This window comes from Streptomyces sp. DH10 (genome assembly GCF_029813805.1).
Classification (GTDB): domain Bacteria; phylum Actinomycetota; class Actinomycetes; order Streptomycetales; family Streptomycetaceae; genus Streptomyces; species Streptomyces coeruleofuscus.
The window spans coordinates 125,278-145,509 of record NZ_JARVKU010000011.1 but is presented as its reverse complement, the minus strand read 5'-3'; the positions used below and the strand labels follow the sequence as shown (position 1 = coordinate 145,509).

At 71.4% G+C, this 20,232-nt stretch carries 22 protein-coding genes; 15 read left to right on the top strand and 7 right to left on the bottom strand.

What is annotated here, in order from left to right:
* The first annotated feature begins 17 nt into the window (after positions 1-17).
* Positions 18-1,124, top strand: a complete 1,107-nt coding sequence (locus tag QC385_RS23235; RefSeq protein WP_279543263.1) for an NAD(P)-dependent alcohol dehydrogenase — start codon at positions 18-20, stop codon at positions 1,122-1,124.
* 252 nt (positions 1,125-1,376) lie between these two features.
* On the opposite strand, the gene QC385_RS23230 is transcribed toward QC385_RS23235, so the two are convergent.
* Entirely contained in the window at positions 1,377-2,327 is a 951-nt protein-coding gene (locus QC385_RS23230) for an NADP-dependent oxidoreductase (protein WP_279543262.1), read from the bottom strand.
* Positions 2,328-2,398: 71 nt separating this feature from the next.
* Here QC385_RS23230 and QC385_RS23225 point away from each other — a divergent pair, with 71 nt between their 5' ends.
* The 6 genes from QC385_RS23225 (at position 2,399) to QC385_RS23200 (ending at position 7,968) form a co-directional block, all read left to right on the top strand.
* A complete protein-coding gene (locus QC385_RS23225; protein ID WP_279543261.1) occupies positions 2,399-3,343 on the top strand; it encodes a GlxA family transcriptional regulator in 945 nt (314 codons plus the stop codon).
* Positions 3,344-3,596: 253 nt separating this feature from the next.
* Complete coding sequence (locus QC385_RS23220) at positions 3,597-5,351, top strand: ATP-binding protein (RefSeq protein ID WP_279543260.1); 1,755 nt, start codon at positions 3,597-3,599, stop codon at positions 5,349-5,351.
* 5 nt (positions 5,352-5,356) lie between these two features.
* On the top strand, positions 5,357-5,767 hold the full coding sequence (locus QC385_RS23215) for a roadblock/LC7 domain-containing protein (RefSeq protein ID WP_003994857.1): 411 nt from the start codon (positions 5,357-5,359) through the stop codon (positions 5,765-5,767).
* Complete coding sequence (locus tag QC385_RS23210; protein ID WP_010040608.1) at positions 5,764-6,135, top strand: DUF742 domain-containing protein; 372 nt, start codon at positions 5,764-5,766, stop codon at positions 6,133-6,135. The genes QC385_RS23215 and QC385_RS23210 overlap by 4 nt, the downstream gene beginning before the upstream one ends.
* Positions 6,116-6,721, top strand: a complete 606-nt coding sequence (locus tag QC385_RS23205; protein WP_279543259.1) for a GTP-binding protein — start codon at positions 6,116-6,118, stop codon at positions 6,719-6,721. The genes QC385_RS23210 and QC385_RS23205 overlap by 20 nt, the downstream gene beginning before the upstream one ends.
* Positions 6,718-7,968, top strand: coding sequence for a cytochrome P450 (locus tag QC385_RS23200; protein ID WP_279543258.1), 1,251 nt, complete (start codon positions 6,718-6,720; stop codon positions 7,966-7,968). Before QC385_RS23205 ends, QC385_RS23200 begins: the two co-directional genes overlap by 4 nt.
* 313 nt (positions 7,969-8,281) lie before the next feature.
* Here the strand turns inward: QC385_RS23200 and QC385_RS23195 are convergent, their stop codons facing one another.
* Positions 8,282-9,895 (bottom strand): hypothetical protein, encoded by a 1,614-nt coding sequence (locus tag QC385_RS23195; RefSeq protein WP_279543257.1) that lies wholly within the window; start codon positions 9,893-9,895, stop codon positions 8,282-8,284.
* A 693-nt stretch (positions 9,896-10,588) separates the two neighbouring features.
* Here QC385_RS23195 and QC385_RS23190 point away from each other — a divergent pair.
* A complete protein-coding gene (locus QC385_RS23190) occupies positions 10,589-11,053 on the top strand; it encodes a pyridoxamine 5'-phosphate oxidase family protein (protein WP_279543256.1) in 465 nt (154 codons plus the stop codon).
* Positions 11,054-11,132: 79 nt separating this feature from the next.
* Positions 11,133-11,525, top strand: coding sequence for a VOC family protein (locus tag QC385_RS23185; protein ID WP_150484577.1), 393 nt, complete (start codon positions 11,133-11,135; stop codon positions 11,523-11,525).
* Between the two features lie 133 nt (positions 11,526-11,658).
* Here QC385_RS23185 and QC385_RS23180 read toward each other — a convergent pair whose 3' ends face one another.
* On the bottom strand, positions 11,659-11,955 hold the full coding sequence (locus QC385_RS23180) for a DUF4235 domain-containing protein (RefSeq protein WP_086565167.1): 297 nt from the start codon (positions 11,953-11,955) through the stop codon (positions 11,659-11,661).
* A 38-nt stretch (positions 11,956-11,993) separates the two neighbouring features.
* Complete coding sequence (locus QC385_RS23175) at positions 11,994-13,019, bottom strand: glutathione S-transferase family protein (protein WP_279543255.1); 1,026 nt, start codon at positions 13,017-13,019, stop codon at positions 11,994-11,996.
* 160 nt (positions 13,020-13,179) lie between these two features.
* Between QC385_RS23175 and QC385_RS23170 the strand changes: the two genes are divergently transcribed.
* Entirely contained in the window at positions 13,180-14,100 is a 921-nt protein-coding gene (locus QC385_RS23170; RefSeq protein WP_443032969.1) for a cation diffusion facilitator family transporter, read from the top strand.
* A gap of 444 nt (positions 14,101-14,544) precedes the next feature.
* Here QC385_RS23170 and QC385_RS23165 read toward each other — a convergent pair whose 3' ends face one another.
* Together QC385_RS23165 and QC385_RS23160 are read right to left on the bottom strand one after the other, a co-directional pair.
* Complete coding sequence (locus tag QC385_RS23165; protein ID WP_279543424.1) at positions 14,545-14,994, bottom strand: nitroreductase family deazaflavin-dependent oxidoreductase; 450 nt, start codon at positions 14,992-14,994, stop codon at positions 14,545-14,547.
* Between the two features lie 105 nt (positions 14,995-15,099).
* Complete coding sequence (locus tag QC385_RS23160; protein ID WP_279543254.1) at positions 15,100-15,732, bottom strand: LysE family transporter; 633 nt, start codon at positions 15,730-15,732, stop codon at positions 15,100-15,102.
* A 347-nt stretch (positions 15,733-16,079) separates the two neighbouring features.
* Between QC385_RS23160 and QC385_RS23155 the strand changes: the two genes are divergently transcribed.
* Together QC385_RS23155 and QC385_RS23150 are read left to right on the top strand one after the other, a co-directional pair.
* Entirely contained in the window at positions 16,080-17,276 is a 1,197-nt protein-coding gene (locus tag QC385_RS23155) for a cytochrome P450 (RefSeq protein ID WP_279543253.1), read from the top strand.
* 12 nt (positions 17,277-17,288) lie between these two features.
* Complete coding sequence (locus QC385_RS23150; protein WP_279543252.1) at positions 17,289-17,489, top strand: ferredoxin; 201 nt, start codon at positions 17,289-17,291, stop codon at positions 17,487-17,489.
* A 7-nt stretch (positions 17,490-17,496) separates the two neighbouring features.
* Here QC385_RS23150 and QC385_RS23145 read toward each other — a convergent pair whose 3' ends face one another.
* The gene (locus QC385_RS23145; protein WP_279543251.1) at positions 17,497-18,048 is read right to left on the bottom strand and encodes a TetR/AcrR family transcriptional regulator; all 552 of its coding nucleotides are present in this window, start codon (positions 18,046-18,048) and stop codon (positions 17,497-17,499) included.
* A gap of 94 nt (positions 18,049-18,142) precedes the next feature.
* Here QC385_RS23145 and QC385_RS23140 point away from each other — a divergent pair, with 94 nt between their 5' ends.
* The 3 genes from QC385_RS23140 to QC385_RS23130 all read left to right on the top strand — a co-directional run bounded on the left by QC385_RS23140 (position 18,143) and on the right by QC385_RS23130 (position 20,231).
* On the top strand, positions 18,143-18,601 hold the full coding sequence (locus tag QC385_RS23140; protein WP_279543250.1) for a nuclear transport factor 2 family protein: 459 nt from the start codon (positions 18,143-18,145) through the stop codon (positions 18,599-18,601).
* Between the two features lie 28 nt (positions 18,602-18,629).
* Positions 18,630-19,166 (top strand): flavoprotein, encoded by a 537-nt coding sequence (locus tag QC385_RS23135; RefSeq protein ID WP_279543249.1) that lies wholly within the window; start codon positions 18,630-18,632, stop codon positions 19,164-19,166.
* 96 nt (positions 19,167-19,262) lie between these two features.
* Positions 19,263-20,231, top strand: a complete 969-nt coding sequence (locus tag QC385_RS23130; protein WP_279543248.1) for an aldo/keto reductase — start codon at positions 19,263-19,265, stop codon at positions 20,229-20,231.
* Position 20,232 lies beyond the last annotated feature (1 nt).

The window sequence follows — 20,232 nt, the reverse complement described above, 5'->3', positions numbered from 1 at the left end:
GCCAAGGAGCTCCCACGATGCCCACCACCACCCGTGCCGCGGTCGTCGAGTCCGGCGGCGCGCCCTTCACCCTCTCCGACGTCGTCCTCGACGAACCCGGCCCGCACGAGGCGCTGGTCCGCATGGTCGCCACCGGCCTGTGCCACACCGACCTCGGTGTGGCGAGCGGCGGACTGCCCTTCCCGCTGCCCGGGGTCCTCGGCCATGAGGGCGCGGGCGTCGTCGAGGCCGTCGGCTCCGCCGTCACCGGCGTCACGCCCGGCGACCACGTCCTGCTCTCCTTCACCTCCTGTGGCGACTGCCGCAACTGCCGCGGCGGGCACCCCGCGTACTGCGCGACCTGGCTGCCGCTGAACCTGCTCGGCGGCAGCCGGGCCGACGGCACGAACACCATCAGCCGCGAGGGTCAGGCCCTGGGCGGGCACTTCTTCGGCCAGTCCTCCTTCGCCGAGCGGGCGCTGGCCGACGAGCGGAGCCTCATCAAGGTCGACCCGGACGTGCCGCTGGAGTCCATCGCCCCGCTGGGGTGCGGCGTGCAGACCGGTGTGGGGGCCGTCTGGAACGTGCTGAAGCCGGACACGGGCAGCACGGTCGTCGTGCTGGGCGCCGGGGCGGTCGGCCTGTCGGCCGTGATGGCGGCGGCCCTCACCCCGGCCACGCGGATCGTCGCCGTCGACCGGGTCGCCGAGCGCCTTTCCCTGGCGACGGAGCTGGGCGCCACGCACACCGTCGACACGAGCGGGACGGACCTCGCCTCGGCCCTCGCCCAGATCACCGGCGGCCAGGGCGCGGACGGTGTCGTGGAGACCACGGGCAACGTCGGTGTCCTGCGCCAGGGCGTCGACGCGCTCGCCGCCCGCGGCACCCTCGTCGTGGTCGGTGCCCCGCCGTTCGGCACCGAGGTCGCCCTGGACGTCAACGGCCTGCTCGGCGGCAAGCGGATCGTCGGCCTCACCCTCGGCGACAGCGAGACCCAGACGATGATCCCCGCCCTGGTCCGCCTGGTGAAGGAGGGCAGGCTCCCGCTGCACCGCCTGATCAGCACGTATCCCTTCGGGGACATCGACCGGGCGGTCCAGGACATGAGGTCGGGCAAGACGATCAAGCCGGTCCTGACGTTCTGACGCGGCCGGCCGTCATGGCCGGTTCGCCGGAGAGCTCGGGGGCGCGGCGGTCCTGCGTGTGCGGCTTTGCCGTGGCGAGTCGCGCAGTTCCCCGCGCCCCTTCGGGGCGCTCTGCCGCCCGGCCCCGCCGAGCCCCCTGCCACCTCACCGGCCGTCCCGCGCGCGCCACCGGCCGAGAGGCCCGGCTCGGCCGACCGTGAGCGGCCGGACGGCGCGCGCGGGCGGCCGGAACGGGCCGCCCGGCGGTTCGGCTCAGTCGTTCACCAGCACCAGCTTCCCCGTCGTCCGGCCCGTGTCGCCCGAGGCGTGGGCCTCCGCGGCGGCTGCCAGGGGGAAGGTCCCGGCGATCGTGGCACGGAGCCTGCCCGTTTCGGCGAGTTCCGCGATCGTCTCCATGCCGGTGCGGTCGGCGTCGACCAGCATCCGCACCGCCCGCACACCGAGCCGCTCGGCCTCCCGGTAGAAGTCGTCCGAGCCCCCCGGCAGGATCGACACCACGACCCCGCCCGGGCGCAGCACGCGCAGCGAGCGCAGGGAGTTGTCGCCGCCGATCGTGTCCAGGACGACGTCGGCGTCCTTCACCGCCTCGGTGAAGTCCGTCTCCCGGTAGTCCACCGCCTCGTCCACGCCGATCTCCCGCAGGAACTCGTGCTTGCCCGCGCTCGCGGTGCCGATCACATGGGCGCCGCGCGCCTTCGCGATCTGCACCGCCACATGCCCGACCCCGCCCGCCGCGGCGTGGATCAGCACCCGCTGCCCGGACTTCAGGTCCGCGTGCTCGACGAGCGCCTGCCACGCGGTCAGCGACACCAGCGGCAGCGCGCCCGCCTGGACGTGGTCGATCCCGGCCGGCTTGCGCGCCAGGGCGCGGACGGGAGCGATCACGTACTCGGCGTGCGAGCCGTGCCCGAAGGGATACGGCAGCATGCCGAAGACCTCGTCACCGGGCGCGAACGCCGCGACGCCGATACCGACCGCCTCCACCACCCCGGAGACGTCCCAGCCCAGGACGAAGGGCGGCTCGCCCAGGAAGCCCCCGGTCGCGCGGTGCTTCCAGTCGGTCGGGTTGACCCCGGCGGCCCGCATCCGGACCAGTACCTCGTTCGGCCCGGGTTCCGGGCGCTCGACGTCCACTTCCCTCAGGACCTCGGGGCCGCCGAGGACGTCCTGGCTGATGGCTCGCATCGTGTTCTGTGTGCTCATGGTGTCCCAGCGTGCCGTTCCGAGCCCGGCCCGCCAATGGCAGAAAGGCCAACCTTCGATAAGATCGTGCCATGCGGCGTGAACGAGTGGTGGTCCTGGCCCTGGACGGCGTGTACCCGTTCGAACTGGGCATCCCCAGCCGGATCCTCGGCGCGGCCGACGGCCGGTACGAGGTCCTGACCTGTTCGGTGGACGGCGGACCGGTGCGCACCGAAGCGGACTTCGGCGTCACCGTCGAACACGGCCCGCAGGCCCTCGCCACGGCCGACACCGTGGTGATCGCGCCCGTCGCGCCGGACCGTCTGAGTGAGGAGGTGCCCGACAAGGTCCTGGCCGCGCTCGCCCTCATCCGCCCCGGGACGCGCATCGTCTCCATCTGCACCGGCGCCTTCGTCCTCGCCGCCGCCGGGCTGCTCGACGGGCGCAGGGCGACCACCCACTGGCAGGTCGCCGACCGGTTCCGGCGCATGTTCCCGCACATCGACCTCGACCCGGACGTGCTGTTCGTCGACGACCACCCCTTCCTCACCTCCGCCGGAGCCGCCTCCGGCGTGGACGTCTGCCTGCACCTGGTCCGCAAGGACCACGGCAGCCGGCTGGCCAACACCGTCGCCCGCCGCTGCGTGGTCCCGCCGTTCCGGGACGGGGGACAGGCCCAGTACATCGAGCAGCCCGTCCCCGAACAGGGCGCCGCGAGCACCGCGGCCACCCGCTCCTGGGCCTTGGAACGCCTCGGCGAACCGCTCACCCTGGCCGACCTCGCCGGCCACGCCCGGATGAGCCTGCGCACCTTCGCCCGCCGCTTCCACGACGAGGTGGGCCTCAGCCCCGGCCGCTGGCTCATCCAGCAGCGGGTGGCCCGCGCCCGGCATCTGCTGGAGTCCAGCGACCTCACGGTGGACCAGATCGCGGGCCGGGTCGGCTTCGCGACCGGCGCCTCCCTGCGCCAGCACCTGAACGCGGCGATCGGGGTGACCCCGCAGGCATACCGCCGCACGTTCCAGACCACGCGCTGACCAGGCAGGGTGCCGTCCTCCGCCCAACTGGGCAGCAAGTAAAGCCATTTGTCGACCTGTTGCCTTCTGCCGGAGCGTGACGGAACCCTCACGTCCGCCAGGGGTCGGGTTTGATCCTCTCGGGTTCAAACCCGATAAGGTTCCCAATGGCGCTGCGAGTTGACGCGATCGCGTCCGGTCGACTCGCGGTGTGTACTCATGAGTGCGATCCACACACCCCCCCCGTTCGATCGTGTTGCCTCGAAGGATGCAGATGGAACTCGCCACTCCGCCACCGGCGGCGCGGGCCCCTGTCGCCTGGTACAGCTGGTGGTTGATGCCGCTGGGCCTGGGAGGCGGGACCATAGCCGCCACGTTCATGAGCTCGGAGCGAATTACCACGGCCGTCGCCGGCATCGCGGCGACGGCGGCCGGTGCCGTGTGCGTACGCCTGCTGCTGCGCACCCGGGCTCAACTGCACCGGGCGGAGGGCTCCTTCCGCACCACGCAGGCCGAGCACAACCAGCAGTGGCAGCAGCACGTGGCGGGCCTGGAACGGAGGTTCTCCGCCGAGCGCGCCACCCTGGAGTCCCAGCTCACCGAGCAGAACGCGGCCTACGAACGGCGCCTCGCCGACCAGGGCGCCGGCTACGAGTCGCAGCTCGCCGACCAGAGCGCCACGTACGAGTCGCAACTCGCCGACCAGTCCCGTTCGTACGAGGAACGGCTGACCGAGCAGGCCAGGTCCTACGAGGCCCAGCTCGCCGACCAGGCCGAGGTCTGGCAGGAGCAGCTGACCCACCAGCTCGCCGCGGTCTCCCGGCTCGCCGACGAGCAACTGCCCGACGCGATGGAGAAGCTGCGTTCCGGCGAGGCCATCGACGACGTCCTGCCGACCGTCAACCAGTGCGCGAAGGTCAGCGCCGACCTCCAGACGGAACTGCGCAAGCTGCTGCGCACCGCCCTGATCGGCCTGGAGGCGGAGTTCGACCGCTCCACCTCCGCCGAGCAGGCCGTGATCAGCATCGGCAACCGCATCCACGTGCTGACCAGCAAGCTCCGCGGCCGGCTGCACGAGATGCAGGGTGAGCACGGCAGGCTTCCGGCCGTCGCCCGCGGTCTGATGGAGCTCGACCAGGAACTCGGCCCCGCCGACTCGCTCGCCGCGAGCATCGGTGTGCTCGGCGGCTCGGACCGTCCGGGACGCCAGTGGCAGGAACCGCAGCGGCTGCTGAGCGTGGTGCGCGGCGGCATCGGCCGGATCAAGGACTTCCACCGCGTCCAGGTGCGCCATCTGCCCGAACTCGGCGTCGACGGCGGCATGGTGGACCACCTCACGCTGATCTTCGCCCACCTCCTGGACAACGCGGCCCGCTACTCGCCGCCCACCGAGCCGGTGCTCATCTCCGGCAAGGAGGTCCCCAACGGCGTCGGCATCGAGATCCAGGACTCCGGCAAGGGCCTGAGCGAGGAGAAGAAGCGCGAGGCCGAGCACGCTCTCGCCGGCACCGCGCCCGGAGCCGGCCTCGGCGGCATCACCGAGGACGCGAGCATCGGTCTGCGCGTCGTCGGAGCCCTCGCCCGCCGCTACGGCATCCGCGTCACCTTCGCGGACTCGCCGTGGCTCGGCACCTCCGTGGTGGTCGTGGTACCGCACAAGTACTTCAGCCCGCTGCCCGCGGCCACGACCGCCCAGGCCGCGCCCGCCCCGGAGGCCCGCACCGCCGCGCCCGCGCCGGCCCGCGAGCCGGTCACCGCACCGGCACCGGCCGCGGAGGCCGTGGAGACCACACCCGGCGGACTGCCCCGGCGCCGCAGCAAGCGGAACGAGCCGGACGGGCCCAGGCAGGCCGAGCGGAGCGACCGGAGCACGGCCGTCTCCGCCGTCCCGCCGGACGCCTCCTTCTCCGGCCTCGCGGCCTTCGCCACCGCCGGCCGCGACGCCGCGGAGGCGTCCCGGGCGGCCGACGACCGCGACACCCCCGCCGGACGCGAGTTCACAGAGCACCACACCCAAGAGAGCGACTAGTCCTCATGACGCAGCAAGGAACAGATGTGAGCTGGGCGCTCCGCGATCTCGTCGAGAGCATCCAGGAGATCCGTTTCGCCCTGGTGGCCTCCAGCGACGGCAAGGCCATCACCTCCTACGGCGCCGAAGACCCCGACGACGTCGACCGCTTCGCCGCCGTGGTGGCCGGCCTCCAGGCGCTGGCCCAGCCGGTCGCCGAGCAGTTCCCCAAGTACGCCGGGCAGCTGCGCCTCGCGATGATCGAGGTCGACGGCGGCCACCTCTTCGTCGTCCGGGCCGGTGTGGAGACGTACCTAGGGGTCCTCGCCAGGGAGGGCCTCGACCAGGGCCTGCTCGGGCACCAGATGAGAGACCTGGCCCGCAGGATGGGTGAGCTTCTCGGCACCACTCCGCGCCTGGAGGAGCACTCTGGATGAGTGCTCCCCGCAGGCCGTCCGACCCGTCCGGTCTCGAGCGCTACTACGTCCTCACCGGAGGACGCAGCGGACCGGGCGGTTCGGCGTCGAGCCTCGACGTGGCGACCCTCGTCGTCGCCCGAGCCGCCCCGTTACCGGGCATGCAGCACGAGCACGAGGAGATCCTCCGCCGCTGCCGCGACCCGCTGTCGGTCGCCGAACTCGGCGCCCACCTCGGGCTGCCCTTCAACATTCTCGCCGTGCTGCTGTCGGACCTGCTGGACGCAGGTCGCGTCGAAGCCCGTGACCCCATCCCGGCACACGACGCCGGCCGCGGGCCCGACCTCGCGCTCCTTGAGGAGGTACTCAGTGGACTTGAAAGGCTTTGACCAACCCGGAGGGCGGGCGGCCGGGGACGCCCGCTCGGTGAAGGTGATGATCGCCGGCGGGTTCGGCACCGGGAAGACCACCATGGTCCGGTCGGTCAGCGACATCAAGCCGCTCACCACCGAGGAGACCCTCACCCAGGCCAGCGTCGACGTCGACCACCTCATCGGCGTCGCCGACAAGACGCAGACCACCGTCAGCCTGGACTTCGGCAAGATCGGCATCAACGAGAGCCTCGTGCTCTACCTGTTCGGCACGCCGGGCCAGGAGCGGTTCTGGTTCCTGTGGAACGGGCTCTTCAAGGGGGCGCTCGGCGCGATCGTCCTGGTGGACACGCGCCGCCTGGAATCCAGTTTCCGGGCGATCGAGGAGATGGAGCGGCAGGAAGTCCCGTTCGTCGTCGCGCTGAACGTCTTCCCCGACTCCCGGAACTACCCGGCCGAGGAGATCAGGGACGCCCTGGACATCCCCGAGAACACCCCGGTCGTGGCCTTCGACGCCCGCGACCGGGCCTCCAGCCGGGACGTCCTCGTCGCCCTGATCCACCACCTGAAGGAACGCTCGGCCGTGGCCTTGGAGCCCCGATGAACGACTCGACCGATTCTGGACTCCAGGCCGTGCGGGGCTGCCCCGTCGCCCACCACGGGGCCGACCTGACCAGGCTGTACGGCCCGGACGCCGCGACCGACCCGGCGGGCATCTACGAGCGGCTGCGCAAGGAGCACGGCTCGGTCGCGCCGGTGCTCCTCGAAGGCGACGTGCCCGCCTGGCTGGTCCTCGGCTACCGCGACAACCGGCGGGTGCTGAACAACCCCCGCCAGTTCAGCCGGGACGCGCGGATCTGGCGGGACTGGCGGGAGGGCCGGATCGAGGAGACCTCGCCGATCATGCCGATGGTCGGCTGGCGCCCCGACTGTGTGTCCCAGGACGGCGAACCGCACCGCAGGCTGCGCGGCGCCGTCACCGACGGGTTGCAGGCGGCGGTCGCCCGGGGCATCCGGCGGCACGTCACGTATTTCGCGAACAAGCAGATCGACGCGTTCGCCGACGCCGGGCGCGCCGACCTCGTGGCCGACTACGCCGAGCAACTGCCGATGCTCGTGCTCACCAGGATGCTGGGCCTTCCCGCGGCGGAGGGGCAACGCCTGATCGAGTCGTGCGCCGAGGTCTTCAAGGGCGGTGAGGGCGCCCTGGAGCACAACGACCGGATCATGCAGATCCTCGCGGAACTCGCCGAGCGCAAGCGGGCCGAGCCGGGCTCCGACTTCGCCACGGCCCTGCTGGAGCACCCGGCCGGCCTCGACCACGACGAGGTCGTCAGCCATCTGCGCCTGGTGCTGATCGCCGCGCACACCACCACCAGCAACCTGCTGGCCCGGGTCCTGCAACGGGTCCTCACCGACTCCGCCCGGCTGTCCGGTCTGGTCAGCGGGGAGCTGAACATCTCCTCAGCGGTGGAAGAGGTCATGTGGGACACCCCGCCGCTGTCCGTGCTGCCTGGCCGGTTCGCAACCGCCGACCTGGAGCTCGGAGGCCATCACGTCCAGGAGGGAGAACTGCTCATCCTGGGTCTGGCCGCCGGCAACCTCGACCCGGAGGTGCGGCCCGACTCGGCCGTCGCCGTGCAGGGCAACCAGTCGCACCTGGCGTTCAGTTCCGGACCGCACGAGTGCCCGGGGCAGAACATCGGCCAGTCCATCATCGAGATCGGCGTGGACGTCCTGCTGCACCGGCTGCCGGACCTGCGCCTGGCTGTACCGCCGGAAGAGCTCAGCTCGACCGCCTCCACGTGGGAGTCCAGGCTGGACAGCCTGCCGGTCGAGTTCGCCGTCTAGGACACGTCGGCAGACCGTTGCCCGGCCGGCTTCCGGCCGGGCAACGCCATGCGTGGGCGCAGGCGGTGGCTCGCACGCCCAGCGGGTCGTCAACCGAGCTGCGTCCGGGGTAGTTCGGCCGTGGCCACGGGGCACTCCTCGGTGGCGGCGTACGGCCGGTGGTCCGCTCGGCCTCGGCTTGGACGGCGCGGTGGAGGCCGTCGCCGCGCTGCCGACGGCCACGCAGGCGTTGCGCTGCTGCGGCGCTGTCCTCTTCATCGCCCTTCAGCAGGGGCCCGTTCGGGGCGCGGCCCGAGCCTTCAGGGGTGAGGCGTCAGCCGTCGAGCCAGTCGCCTGCGACGCCCGTGGGACGGTATCCCGTGGCGTTCCAGAGGAAATGCGGGTGGGCACAGCCGAACATGTAGGCGAGCAGTGCGGTGTCCTCCCTCCCGGTCTGAGGGTCGTGCAGGGTGTGGAACCTCTCGGATCCGACTACCCCGGCGTCTTGTTGGACATGACGGGCGCGGTCCGGCGATGGTGCGGCGCTGGATGCCTCCACGGCGGCGATGTAGGTGCGGCGCAAGATCTCCCATGTGCTGTCCGTGTTGCCGTACCAGGGGCCGTGCAGTGCTTCGAAGGCATGGAGCTCGGCGTCGAAGAGGGGCCATGTCCGGGGGTATTGGGCTCGACAGAGTGTGGACAGCTCGGCGGTCCGGGCGCTCAGTGCCGGTGCGGTGGGCCGCGGGGCGATGGTGAGGGTGGTGCCGTGGGTGAGGATGCCGGTGCACGGGTTGGGCTGCAGGTCGCACAGCGGGCAATCCTCGGCCGGGGGGAGGCCCTGGGTGATGCCGTCGAACCACAGGGCGTGGCGGCCCGTGAGCCCCATCCAGACGATGGTGGTGGTCATCAGCCAGGTGTTCCACATCGGGCTGTGGGCCTCGGGCATGCAGCCGTACTTGACGAGGGCTATCGCGCAGGCAGCGTAGAGGGCCTTGGTGTGGACGGGCATGTCGGCGAGCCAGAAGTTGCTGATCTCGCCGGTGAGGGCGTCGGCTCGTACATCGGCCATGTCGTCGATGACGCGGCACAGCAGCAGGGAGGCGAGGTTCTCTTCCTGCCAGAGTTCGGTGTCGGGGGCGACGTGCCAGAACAGGCAGTCCAGCATCTGCAGGGCTGAGTAGGTGCTCTGGTTGAGCGGGTTGGTCTGGGGGAGCATGACACTGCCCGCGTCGTGCTGTTGCAGCCAGTACTCGTCGACGGATCGCTTGTGGGCCGCGAAGAGTCCGGAGACCAGGGCCCGTGCGCTGTTGGTGCTGAAATTCTCGGCCAGGCGGCCTTCGACGTGTTGGGTGAGGCGCGTTGTGTCGATGGTGTCGATCACGCGTTTGTATTCGTGGAAGACGAGGATGTCGTCCTCGAAGCGGTGGCGGTGGCCGAGGTCTCGTTCGAGGTCGTTCATCTGCCGGGTCCAGGACCATCCACCGGTCAGGACGCTGTCGAGTTCCCGGCGGTGTGGCCAGGTCTTGACGGTGAGGGGACGACCGGCGCTCTGCCGCCAACGGTAGTCGTCCAGCGTGCGTGCGGGCGGCGTGGGCAGCCGACGGCACAGAGGGCAGGCGCAGACGCTTGTCTGCTCCTCCTCGCGCGGCGGGGTGAGTGCCCGGCTCCTCCAGGCCCCTTCCAGCATCGTGCAGGTCAGTCTGCAGACCTCGATGTCGGTGCTGACTTGGGGGAAGGCTGCTTCGATCATGCGCAGGCTGGTGTCGAGGTGCCTCAACCTGGCGTAGCCCTCCTCGTCGGGCGGGAGGAACGCGGGCCGCGCCAGATGGAGGGCTCCCTCCACACGCAGCGTGGTGCCGGAGTGGGGGGAGCCGAGTGCGTTCAGCCGCTCCTGAGCGGCGTTCTGGGATATTTGGTACTGCTCCGTGCTCCCCTTGATGTGTTTCACCAAGAGGCGGGCCAGGGTGTTCCCTGCCTCCGTGGGGTGGAGCTGGGCGCTTGGCTGCGCCGGGAGCGAGCTGTCGGCGGACGCCTTCGGAACGGCACCTGCGACTCGAGATTTCACACCGGTCTCCCAATGAGCTGTGGTCCTGGCAACGGAATCGATCGGTCGTGGTCGTTGACCGCGACCGCGAGGGGCACGACTGCTGCGATGACGGCACTCCTGCGAGGTGAGCACCGGCAGCGCCGCCTCAGCCGTGTTGATCAGGAAGCACTCGCGGCCCGTCAGGCGTAGCGCGCCCCCTGGATCCGAGATGCGCTGCTTCGCCCGAGGCGTGGGGGTAGCTGACCGGGGTGTCGAAGGGCAGGTCGAACCGGACGTCCTGAGGCATGCGTTTCCTTTCGGGAGACGGAACGCAGAGGCCCCCCACCCCTGCCGGCGGACGGTGCCGTGACCGCCCGCGCACTCGAACTGGGTTTTGCAGTCCGAAAGTTGAACCGAGAAGCGGTACCAGGCTGCCCACGACGTGAATGAGCCATTCCGTGACCCTGTCGTGATCTCCGTTACTGCCCGAAGCGCATGAGCTGCGTATACTCCCTCGTCCCTCACCCGGTACCGGCTTGTCCGCCGGGCCTCCGCAGCCTCGGAACGTCACACTGGTGAGCGTCAGTTGACGACGCTTCAGGAGGATTGCCGACGATGACGTCCGAACCCGCACGCAGCGCTGAGCAGCGCAAGAAGGACACCCTGCACCGTCTGGAACACGACGTGGACGCCTGGGTCGCCACGGCCGACGGCACGTCCGGGACGCCGTACCTCGTCCCGCTGTCCTTCCTCTGGAACGGCTCGTACCTGCTGTTCGCCACCCCCGCGTCGAGCCCCACGGGACGGAATCTGGCCGCGACGGGCCGGGCCCGCGTCGGAATCGGACCCACCCGTGACGTCGTGCTCGTCGAGGGCACCGTGGAGACCGTCCAGCCCGGCGAGCTGACCGAGCAGGACGCCGAACTCTTCGCCGCCAAGACCGGGTTCGACCCCCGCGGGCTGGCCACGCCGTACCTCTACTTCCGCGTCGTGCCGCAGCGGGTACAGGCCTGGCGGGAGGCCAACGAACTGGACGGCCGCGAACTCATGCGCGACGGACGGTGGTTGACGGCCGACTGAATCGGCCGGACCGGGATAACCGCAAGGTACAGGGCCGCGGGGCACGACCGCCCCGCGGCCGGAATCCTGCGGAGGAGACATGGCACTGGTGAAAGCGGGTGTCCTGGTGCTCGACTGTGCCGAGCCCGAGAAGCTCGCCGTGTTCTACAAGGAACTGCTGGAAGGGGAAGAGGCGGACGCGACCGCCAACCGGGTGGAGATCAAGGGCGCGGACGGCTTCCGCGTCGCCCTGCGCCGGGACGTCAACGCGACACCGCCCAGCTGGCCCCGCCCCGAGAACTCCCTCCAGGCCCACCTGGAGTTCGTGGTGGACGACCTCGACGCGGTGGAACGCCGGGTCATCTCCCTCGGGGGCCGCCCCCTGGAGGCCAAGGACGCCTCGGGCCCCCTGGAGGAGCGGGGCTACGCCGACCCGGCAGGCCACTCCTTCGTCCTGCGCCGCACCCCACCGACCGCGCCCAAACAGGGCTGACCGGAGGTGGCGGGCCGGTCGCCGGTGGCGCTCCCGCGATCTCCGTGCGGGCATGATCAACACCTGAGGGGCGCGACAGCCCGCACAGGCCGGCCCCGCCCCGCCGCACCGGCGGGGCGGGGCCGCGTCGTGCTCAGTCGCGGCCGCCCTTCTCCCCGGCCGGCCACGTGCCGGTGGAACGCTCGATGGCCTTGGCGCCCGCGCGGTCCACGGCGCTGCGCACCACGGCGAAGATGGCGCCCTGAACCGCCGCGGCCAGCAGGATCTCGCCCCAGCCGCGGTCCTTGTCCAGCGCGTCGGGAGCGTCCTCCTCGTTCCGGATCGCCATCCACGTCTTGCGGAAGGCCAGCCCGGCCAGCCAGCCGCTCGACCAGCCCAGCACGAACCCGAGGGGCTGGTAGGCGAAGGGAAGCTTCTTCTTCTTGGCCACGTGAATCTCCTTGATCGGTGAGGGTGGGTGGAAAGTGGTCAGGGTGTGCCCGCGGCCGGGACCCGCTCGCCGGCGCGGACCGGCTCGGGCGGCGTGCCGTCACCGAACGGCCGGCCGCCCAGCTCCTCGCGGTGATGCGGGGTCAGCCAGCCGGACAGGTCCGGGCCCAGCGGCACGACGCGGGTCGGGTTGATGCCCGTGTGCACCTGGTAGTAGTGGCGCTTGATGTGGTCGAAGTCGACGGTGTCGCCGAACCCGGGCGTCTGATAGAGGTCACGGGCATAACCCCACAGCACCCGGTTCTCCGTCAGCTTCCAGCGGTTGCACTTGAAGTGGCCGTGGTAGACCGCGTCGAAGCGGACCAGCGTGGTGAACAGCCGGATGTCCGCCTCGGTGATGGTGTCGCCGACGAGGTACCGCTGCCGCTCCAGCCGGTCCGCGAGCAGCTCCAGCCGCCGGAACACGCCCTCGCAGGCGGTCTCGTACTCCTCCTGTTCGGTGGCGAAACCCGCCCGGTACACGCCGTTGTTGACGTCCTCGTAGACGTCCGCCATCACCTCGTCGATCTCGTCCCGCCGCTCCGGCGGATACAGGTCGGGAGCGCCCTCCCGGTGCAGCGCCGTCCACTCGGTCGCGAGGTCGAGCGTGATCTGCTGGTAGTCGTTGGTGACCAGCTTCCCGCTGGGCACGTCCACCATCGCCGGCACGCTGACCCCGCCGGGGTGGTCCGTCTCCCGCCGGTCGTAGGCCTGGCTGAGGTAGCGGATGCCGAGGACCGGGTCGCGGCCGTCCTCGTCCAGCGTGAAGCGCCAGCTGCGGTCGTCCTGGATCGGGTCGGCGACGGCCAGGGACAGCGCGTCCTCCAGGCCGAGCAGCCGCCGGGAGACCAGCGACCGGCTCGCCCACGGGCAGGCGCGGCTGACGACCAGACGGTAGCGGCCGGCCTCAACCGGCCAGCCGTCCCGGCCGTCGGCGGTGACCCGGTCCGTGAAATGCGCCTTGGACCGTTTGAACGACCTCCTTCCGTAGGCGCTGTTGCCGCCGTCGCCGTCGTCGCGGCTCATGGCAATGACCTCCTTCGGCGTACGTGTGGCCTGCTTGTCGTGCGTGTGCCCTGGTGAACGCGTTCCCCTTTTTCCGCCGACGGCACGGTGTGAGCACCGCCGACCGGGGCAATCGGCGTGGGTGACTTCAGAAGGAACTGATCGGAGGACACGCGTCACCGTGCTGGTGGCGCTCGCCGCCAATCTCGTGATCGCGGCGGCGAAGGCGGTCGGCGGCCTGGCCGCGGGATCACCGGCGCTGCTGTCCGAGGCGGCCCACTCGGTGGCCGACAGCATGAACGAGGTGTTCTTACTGGCGGCACTGCGCCGCAGCCGCCGCCCCGCCGACCGGCGTCACCCCTTCGGCTACGGCAAGGAGCGGTTCTTCTGGTCGCTCCTCGCGGCCGTCGGGATCTTCGTCATGGGCGGGTGCTTCTCCTTCTTCCAGGGCATCGAGGCCCTGGTGAGCGGAGGGGAGGAGAAACTCGGCGGCTATGTCGCCGGTCTGATCGTGCTCGGGATCGCCCTCCTCGCGGAGGGCGCCTCTCTGCTGCGGGCGCTGTACCAGGTACGACGGCAGGGCGGCACGGTCACCGGGCTGCGCGACCCCGCCCTGCGCACGGTCGTCGCCGAGGACGGCACCGCGGTGCTCGGCGTCACGCTGGCCATGGCCGGTATGGCGCTGCACATGGTCACGGGCCAGGTGGTGTGGGAGGCGTCCGCCTCCCTGGCGATCGGCGCGCTGCTGGTCTACGTCGCCTACCGACTGGGCCGTGACGCCCGCGACCAGCTGATCGGCGAGGCGGCCGACCGGGAGGCGAGCGGGCGGATCCGGGAGTTGCTGCGGGCACAGCCGGAGATCGACAGCGTGGAGGCGCTGTTCACCATGAAGACGGGGCTCGACTCGACCCTCGTGGCCGCTCGCGTCGACCTCGTGCCCGGCCTGGACAGCGAGCACGTCGAGGACGTCGCCGTCCGTATCAAGCGCTCCATAGCCCGAACGGTCCCCGAGGCCGACCAGATCTTCCTCGACGTCACCGACCGTCGCGCGCGCGAGGCAGCGGAAAGCCCCGCCGCGACGGGGGAACGCGGCGGGGCCTGACCTTCGCGTGCCCCGTCGCGGACGGTTCATGCGACGCCCCGGAGAAGTTTTTCGCCGACCACCCCGGACGGGGTGGTCGGCGAACGGCTGTCCGGCCCGCTCCGGGCAGGTCCCGAGGGAGCGACTACGGGGCGTGCCCGACGTGCCGAACGCCGACGGGACGGGCGGCGGCCGCTTCGCCCCCTGCGGCCGGAGGCATGACGCCTGGACGGCGGACCGCTCCCGGCCTACCGAAGGGGCTGGCCTCCGCCCGGCGGCCTACCGAAGGGGCTGGCCTCCGCCCGGCGGCCTACCGAAAGGGCTGACCTCGCCCGGCGACCTACCGGAGAGACTGGCCTGGGCCCGGCGGCCTACCGGAGAGACCGGCCTGGGCCCGGCGGCCTGTCCGAAGGAGCTGACCTCCGCCCGGCCGGAATCACCCCGGGATGCCCCAAGCCCCGGGACTCACCCGCCGTCAGTCGGCTCCAGCACGAACACCGGTATCTCCCGGTCCGTCTTCTTCTGGTAATCGGCGTAGGCCGGATACGCCGCGACGGCGCGTTCCCACCACTCGGCCTTCTCCTGGCCCGTGACCTCGCGGGCGGTCATGTCCTGCTTGACCGGACCGTCCTGGAGCTCCACATGCGGGTCGGCCTTGATGTTGAAGTACCAGACCGGGTGCTTCGGTGCGCCACCGAGCGAGGCGACCGCGGCGTAACACCCCTCGTGCTCCACCCGCATCACCGGTGTCTTGCGCAGCTTGCCGCTCCTGACACCCCGTGAGGTCAGGATGACCACCGGCATCTTCGAGCCCTGGAGCGTCGTCCCCTCCGTGCCGCCGGAGCTCTCGTACAGTTCCACCTGCTTGCGCACCCACTGCGTCGGGCTGGGTTCGTACTCGCCCTCGAGAGGCATCGGCATCCGTCCCATCGTCGCGTCACGGCTGACTGGCACCAGCTTTCAACACCGGCAAGCCCTCGAATCATCCGCACCGCGCCCCATCCCGCCCGGCCGGGCACCTCACCCCGGTGCCAGCGCCATCCGCACGGCCAGAACGATCATGACCCCGCTCGCCACCAGCGCCGTCCCCAGCCGGCCCCGGTGACCGGTCAGCGCCCGCCCCAGCAGGGCCCCGCTCCCGGCGAGCAGCACCTGCCAGCTCGCGGAGGCGGCGAAGGCGGCGAGCACGAAGACGCCCTGCTCCAGCAGGCCGGCCGGGCCGGTCGCCTGGGAGCCGAGCACGAGAGCCGCGAAGTAGATCACGGTGGTCGGGTTGAGCAGGGTGATGCCGAGCAGCCCCAGGTAGGCCCGGCCGGGTCCCGGGGGAGCGGGGGCCGTCCGCGTGGCGAGCCGGTGGCCGCGGTACTCGCGCACGGCGGTGACCGCACCCCACACCGCCAGCACGAGCAGCACCAGGACACAGACCCACCGCAGCGGCCCGAGCACCGGCCGCAACACGCCGGCCAGGGCCGTTCCCCCGAGCGTGGCCGCGAGGGCGTACAGCCCGTCGGCGGTCGCGATACCGAGCGCGGCGCAGACACCGGTGCGCAGGGACGTGCGTGCGGTGAGAGAGACCAGATACGTCCCGACCGCGCCGACGGGGACGGCGATGCCGTACCCGGCGAGCAGCCCCGCGACGAGCGCGGTCGTCATGAGCGGGGCGGCGTCGGCCCTCCACGGCGGCCGGACGGCTGCTGTCGGCGCGCGGCAGGGACGGCGGCGGACAGCGGCAGGAGGACGGCGAACGTAGGCATGGCTGGATCCTGGGGCCAGTCCCGTCCCGCCGACAACCGGTTTTCGAACCGGCACCCCCGCACCCCGCTTTCCGGCGAGCCAAGCCCTCGTACCCGGCCTCCGACGCCCGGCGCTCGAACTAGAAGACGGCATTCCTCGGCCATGTTGCGGCCTGCGCCGATCTGGCCGAACTTCGCGTCGCCCCATAGATGCCCGAGGCATCTAATGAAGATCGGCACGACGCACACTTCGTCTGCGAGGTCTTCATGACGGAAACGACCGCACCCGTCGCCTTCCCCCAGAGCCGGACCTGCCCCTATCAGCCGCCCGCCGCCTACGATCCGCTGCGCGGCGAGCGCCCCCTGACCCGTATCACCCTCTTCGACGGCCGTGAGGCGTGGCTGGTCAGCGGGCACGCGACCGCCCGTGCGCTGCTCGCCGACCCGCGCCTGTCCTCCAACCGCAGCCGCCCCGGCTTCCCCGCCCCGACCCGGCGGTTCGCCGGGATCAAGAACCGCAGAACGGCCCTGCTCGGCGTCGACGACCCGGAGCACCACGCCCAGCGGCGGATGGTCGTCGGCGACTTCACCCTCAAACGGGCCGTCGAACTCCGGCCACGGATCCAGCAGATCGTCGACGAGCGGCTCGACGCGATGATCGCCCAGGGCCCGCCCGCGGACCTGGTGAACACCTTCGCGCTGCCCGTGCCGTCCATGGTGATCTGCGCCCTGCTCGGCGTCCCGTACGCCGACCACGACTTCTTCGAGACCCAGTCACGACGGCTGCTGCGCGGCCCGGAGACCGCCGACGTGGAGGACGCCCGCGACCGGCTGGAGGCGTACTTCGGCGAGCTGATCGACCGCAAACAGCGGGACCCCGGCACCGGCCTGCTGGACGACCTCGTCCACCGGCAGCTGCGCGACGGCGCGCTCGACCGCGAGGGCCTGACCGCCCTGGCGCTCATCCTGCTGGTCGCCGGCCACGAGACGACCGCCAACATGATCTCGCTCGGCACCTACACCCTGCTCCAGCACCCCGAGCGGCTCGCCGAGTTGCGCGCCGACCCGGGGCTGCTGCCGGCCGCGGTCGAGGAGCTGATGCGGATGCTGTCGATCGCCGACGGTCTGCTGCGCCTGGCCGTCGAGGACATCGAGGTGGCCGGGACGACCATCCGCAAGGGTGACGGCGTGGTCTTCGCGACCTCCGTCATCAACCGCGACGAGACGGTCTACCCCGATCCGGACACGCTCGACTGGAGCCGCCCGGCCCGGCACCACGTCGCCTTCGGCTTCGGCATCCACCAGTGCCTCGGCCAGAACCTCGCCCGCGCCGAGCTGGAGATCGCCCTGCACACCCTCTTCGACCGGCTGCCCACGCTGCGCCTGGCCGCTCCCGCCGAGGAGATCCCCTTCAAACCGGGCGACACGATCCAGGGGATGCTGGAACTCCCCGTGACCTGGTAAGAGGCTTCCGTCATGCACATCGACATCGACAAGGACGTCTGCATCGGCGCGGGCCAGTGCGCCCTGACCGCCCCGGACGTGTTCACCCAGGACGACGACGGCTACAGCGCCCTGCTGCCCGGCCGGGAGGACGGCGGCGGCAGCCCGCTGGTACGGGAGGCGGCCCGGGCCTGCCCGGTGAGCGCCATCACCGTCTCCCAGACGGTGGGCTGACACAGGATCACGCGGCCGCCAGGAGCAGCCGGGCCGCCTCCCGGGCCTCGGCCGCGGGCTCGGCGCTCCTGGTGACACCCGCCGTGACCATGGCACCCTCGGCGAGCAGGAACAGCTGCCCGGCCAGCGCGCCGGGCAGCCCCGCCGCGTCGACCAGTGAGGCGAGGTAGTCCCGGAAAGCCCGCTTGTGCGCGCGGACCTGGCCGGCCACGCGCGCGGACGTCGCGCCGAGCTCCCCGTACGCGTTGATCCACGCACAGCCCCGGAAGTCCGGCTCGCCGAACCACCGGCCCAGCCAGTCGAACACGGCCAGGATCCGCTCCCGCGGCTCCCCGTACCGTTCGACGTACTCGGCCAGTTGCCCGCGCCAGCGCGCGTCACGCCGCTCCAGGTACGCCTCCACCAACTGCTCCTTCGCCGGGAACAGCTGGTAGAGCCGCTTGAGCGAGACCCCGGAGCTGCCGCGGACGTCGTCCATGCCGACGGACCGCACACCCCGCCCGTAGAACAGCTCCTCGGCGGCGTCCAGCGCCCGCTCCCGGGCCACTGCGCTGTCCATGTACGACCACTCCTTGACGCGAGAACGAGCGTTCTCCTACCGTAGCAGCGCCGCGGAGAACGCTCGTTCTCCACTGTCGATCAGGGGAGGACCCATGACCGGCCGCCCGCCGCTGCCGCCCTTCACCCGGGACACCGCCGCGCAGAAGGTCCAGGCCGCCGAGGACGCCTGGAACACCCGCGATCCGCACAAGGTCGCCCTCGCCTACTCGGAGGACTCCGTCTGGCGCAACCGCGACACCTTCGTCACCGGCCGCGCGGAGATCGCCGAGTTCCTGACCCGGAAGTGGGAGCGCGAGCAGGAGTACGCGCTGCGCAAGGACCTGTGGGCCTTCGACGGCAACCGCATCGCCGTCCGCTTCCAGTACGAGTGCCGGGACACCGACGGCCGCTGGTGGCGCTCCTACGGCAACGAACTGTGGGAGTTCGACGAGCACGGCCTGATGACCCGCCGCGAGGCGAGCATCAACGACGTACCGATCGAGGAGCGGGAGCGCCGCATCTTCGGCCCGCGACCGGAACCGGAGCGCGGAGCCCTGCTCCCCCTCCAGTGAGCCCGGCGGAGTCACTAGGGTTTCCGGGATGACCGAACAGCCCACCCGGAAGCCTTTCCTCTACGTCGTCGTCTGCGCCGCCGGTATCGCCGCGGACGTCAGCAAACTGATCACCGCAGCGCAGGAGCGCGACTGGGAGGTCGGTGTCATCGCGACGCCCGTCGCCATGAACGGCTTCTTCGACACCGCGGCCGTCGAGGCGCAGACGGGCCGCCCGATCCGGTCCGCCTGGCGCACGCCGGGTGAGCCGCGCCCGTTCCCGGCGCCCGACGCCGTGGTCGTCGCGCCCGCCACCTTCAACACCGTCAACAAGTGGGCGGCCGGCATCGCCGACACCCTCGCCCTGGGCACCCTGTGCGAGGCCGCGGGGCTCGGTGTGCCGATCGCCGTCCTGCCGTGCGTCGCCGACGCGCTGGTCTCCCACCCCGCCTACCGGGACAGTCTCGAACGGCTGCGGGGGATGGGCGTGCGGTTCGGGCAGCCGTACGCCGGAGAACCGGACGAGGACGGCGGACGGCCGGAGTTCGGCTGGGAACGGGCGCTGGAACTGGTCGAACGCGGCTGACGGTCGGCTGCTGCCCCCGCCCAGCCCGGCGCCTTCGAGTGCACGCGAGCACGTACGCTCCGTCTGGAACACCTCCCGAAGGCAGGAGCAGCAACGATGCAGTACGTGAAGCTCGGTTCGACGGGCCTGGACGTGTCGCGGATCTGTCTGGGGTGCATGACCTACGGCCTGCCGGACCGGGGCCGGCACGAGTGGACCCTCGACGAGGAGGCCTCGCGCCCGCTGATCCGGCAGGCGGTCGAGGCGGGGATCAACTTCTTCGACACGGCGAACGTCTACTCCGACGGCACCAGCGAGGAGATCGTCGGCCGCGCCCTGCGCGACTTCGCCCGCCGTGACGAGATCGTGCTCGCGACGAAGGTGCACGGCCGGATGCGCCCCGGGCCCAACGGCGGCGGACTGTCCCGCAAGGCGATCATCAGCGAGCTCGACCAGAGCCTCACCCGGCTCGGCACCGACTACGTCGACCTCTACCAGATCCACCGCTTCGACCCGCACACCCCGGTCGAGGAGACGATGGAGGCGCTGCACGACGTCGTCAAGGCCGGCAAGGTCCGTTACATCGGGGCGAGTTCGATGTACGCCTGGCAGTTCTCCAAGGCCCAGTACACCGCCCGGCTGAACGGCTGGACCCGCTTCGTCTCCATGCAGAACCACTACAACCTCCTCTACCGCGAGGAGGAGCGCGAGATGCTGCCCCTGTGCGCGGACCAGGGCGTCGGCGTACTGCCCTGGAGCCCGCTCGCCCGCGGCCGCCTCACCCGCGACTGGAACACCACGACCGAGCGCAGCGCCACCGACACCTTCGGCGGCAACCTCTACCAGGAGGGCGACCGCACCATCGTCGAGGCGGTCACCCGCATCGCCGAGGCGCGCGGCGTGCCCCGCGCCCGCATCGCCCTCGCCTGGCTGCTCCACCAGGACACGGTGACGGCGCCGATCGTGGGAGCGTCGAAGCCGGGGCACCTGGAGGACGCGGTGGCCGCCGTGGAGCTCCAGCTCAGCGACAAGGAACTCGAGGAACTGGAGCGGCCCTACACCCCGCATCCCATCGCCGGTCACTGAA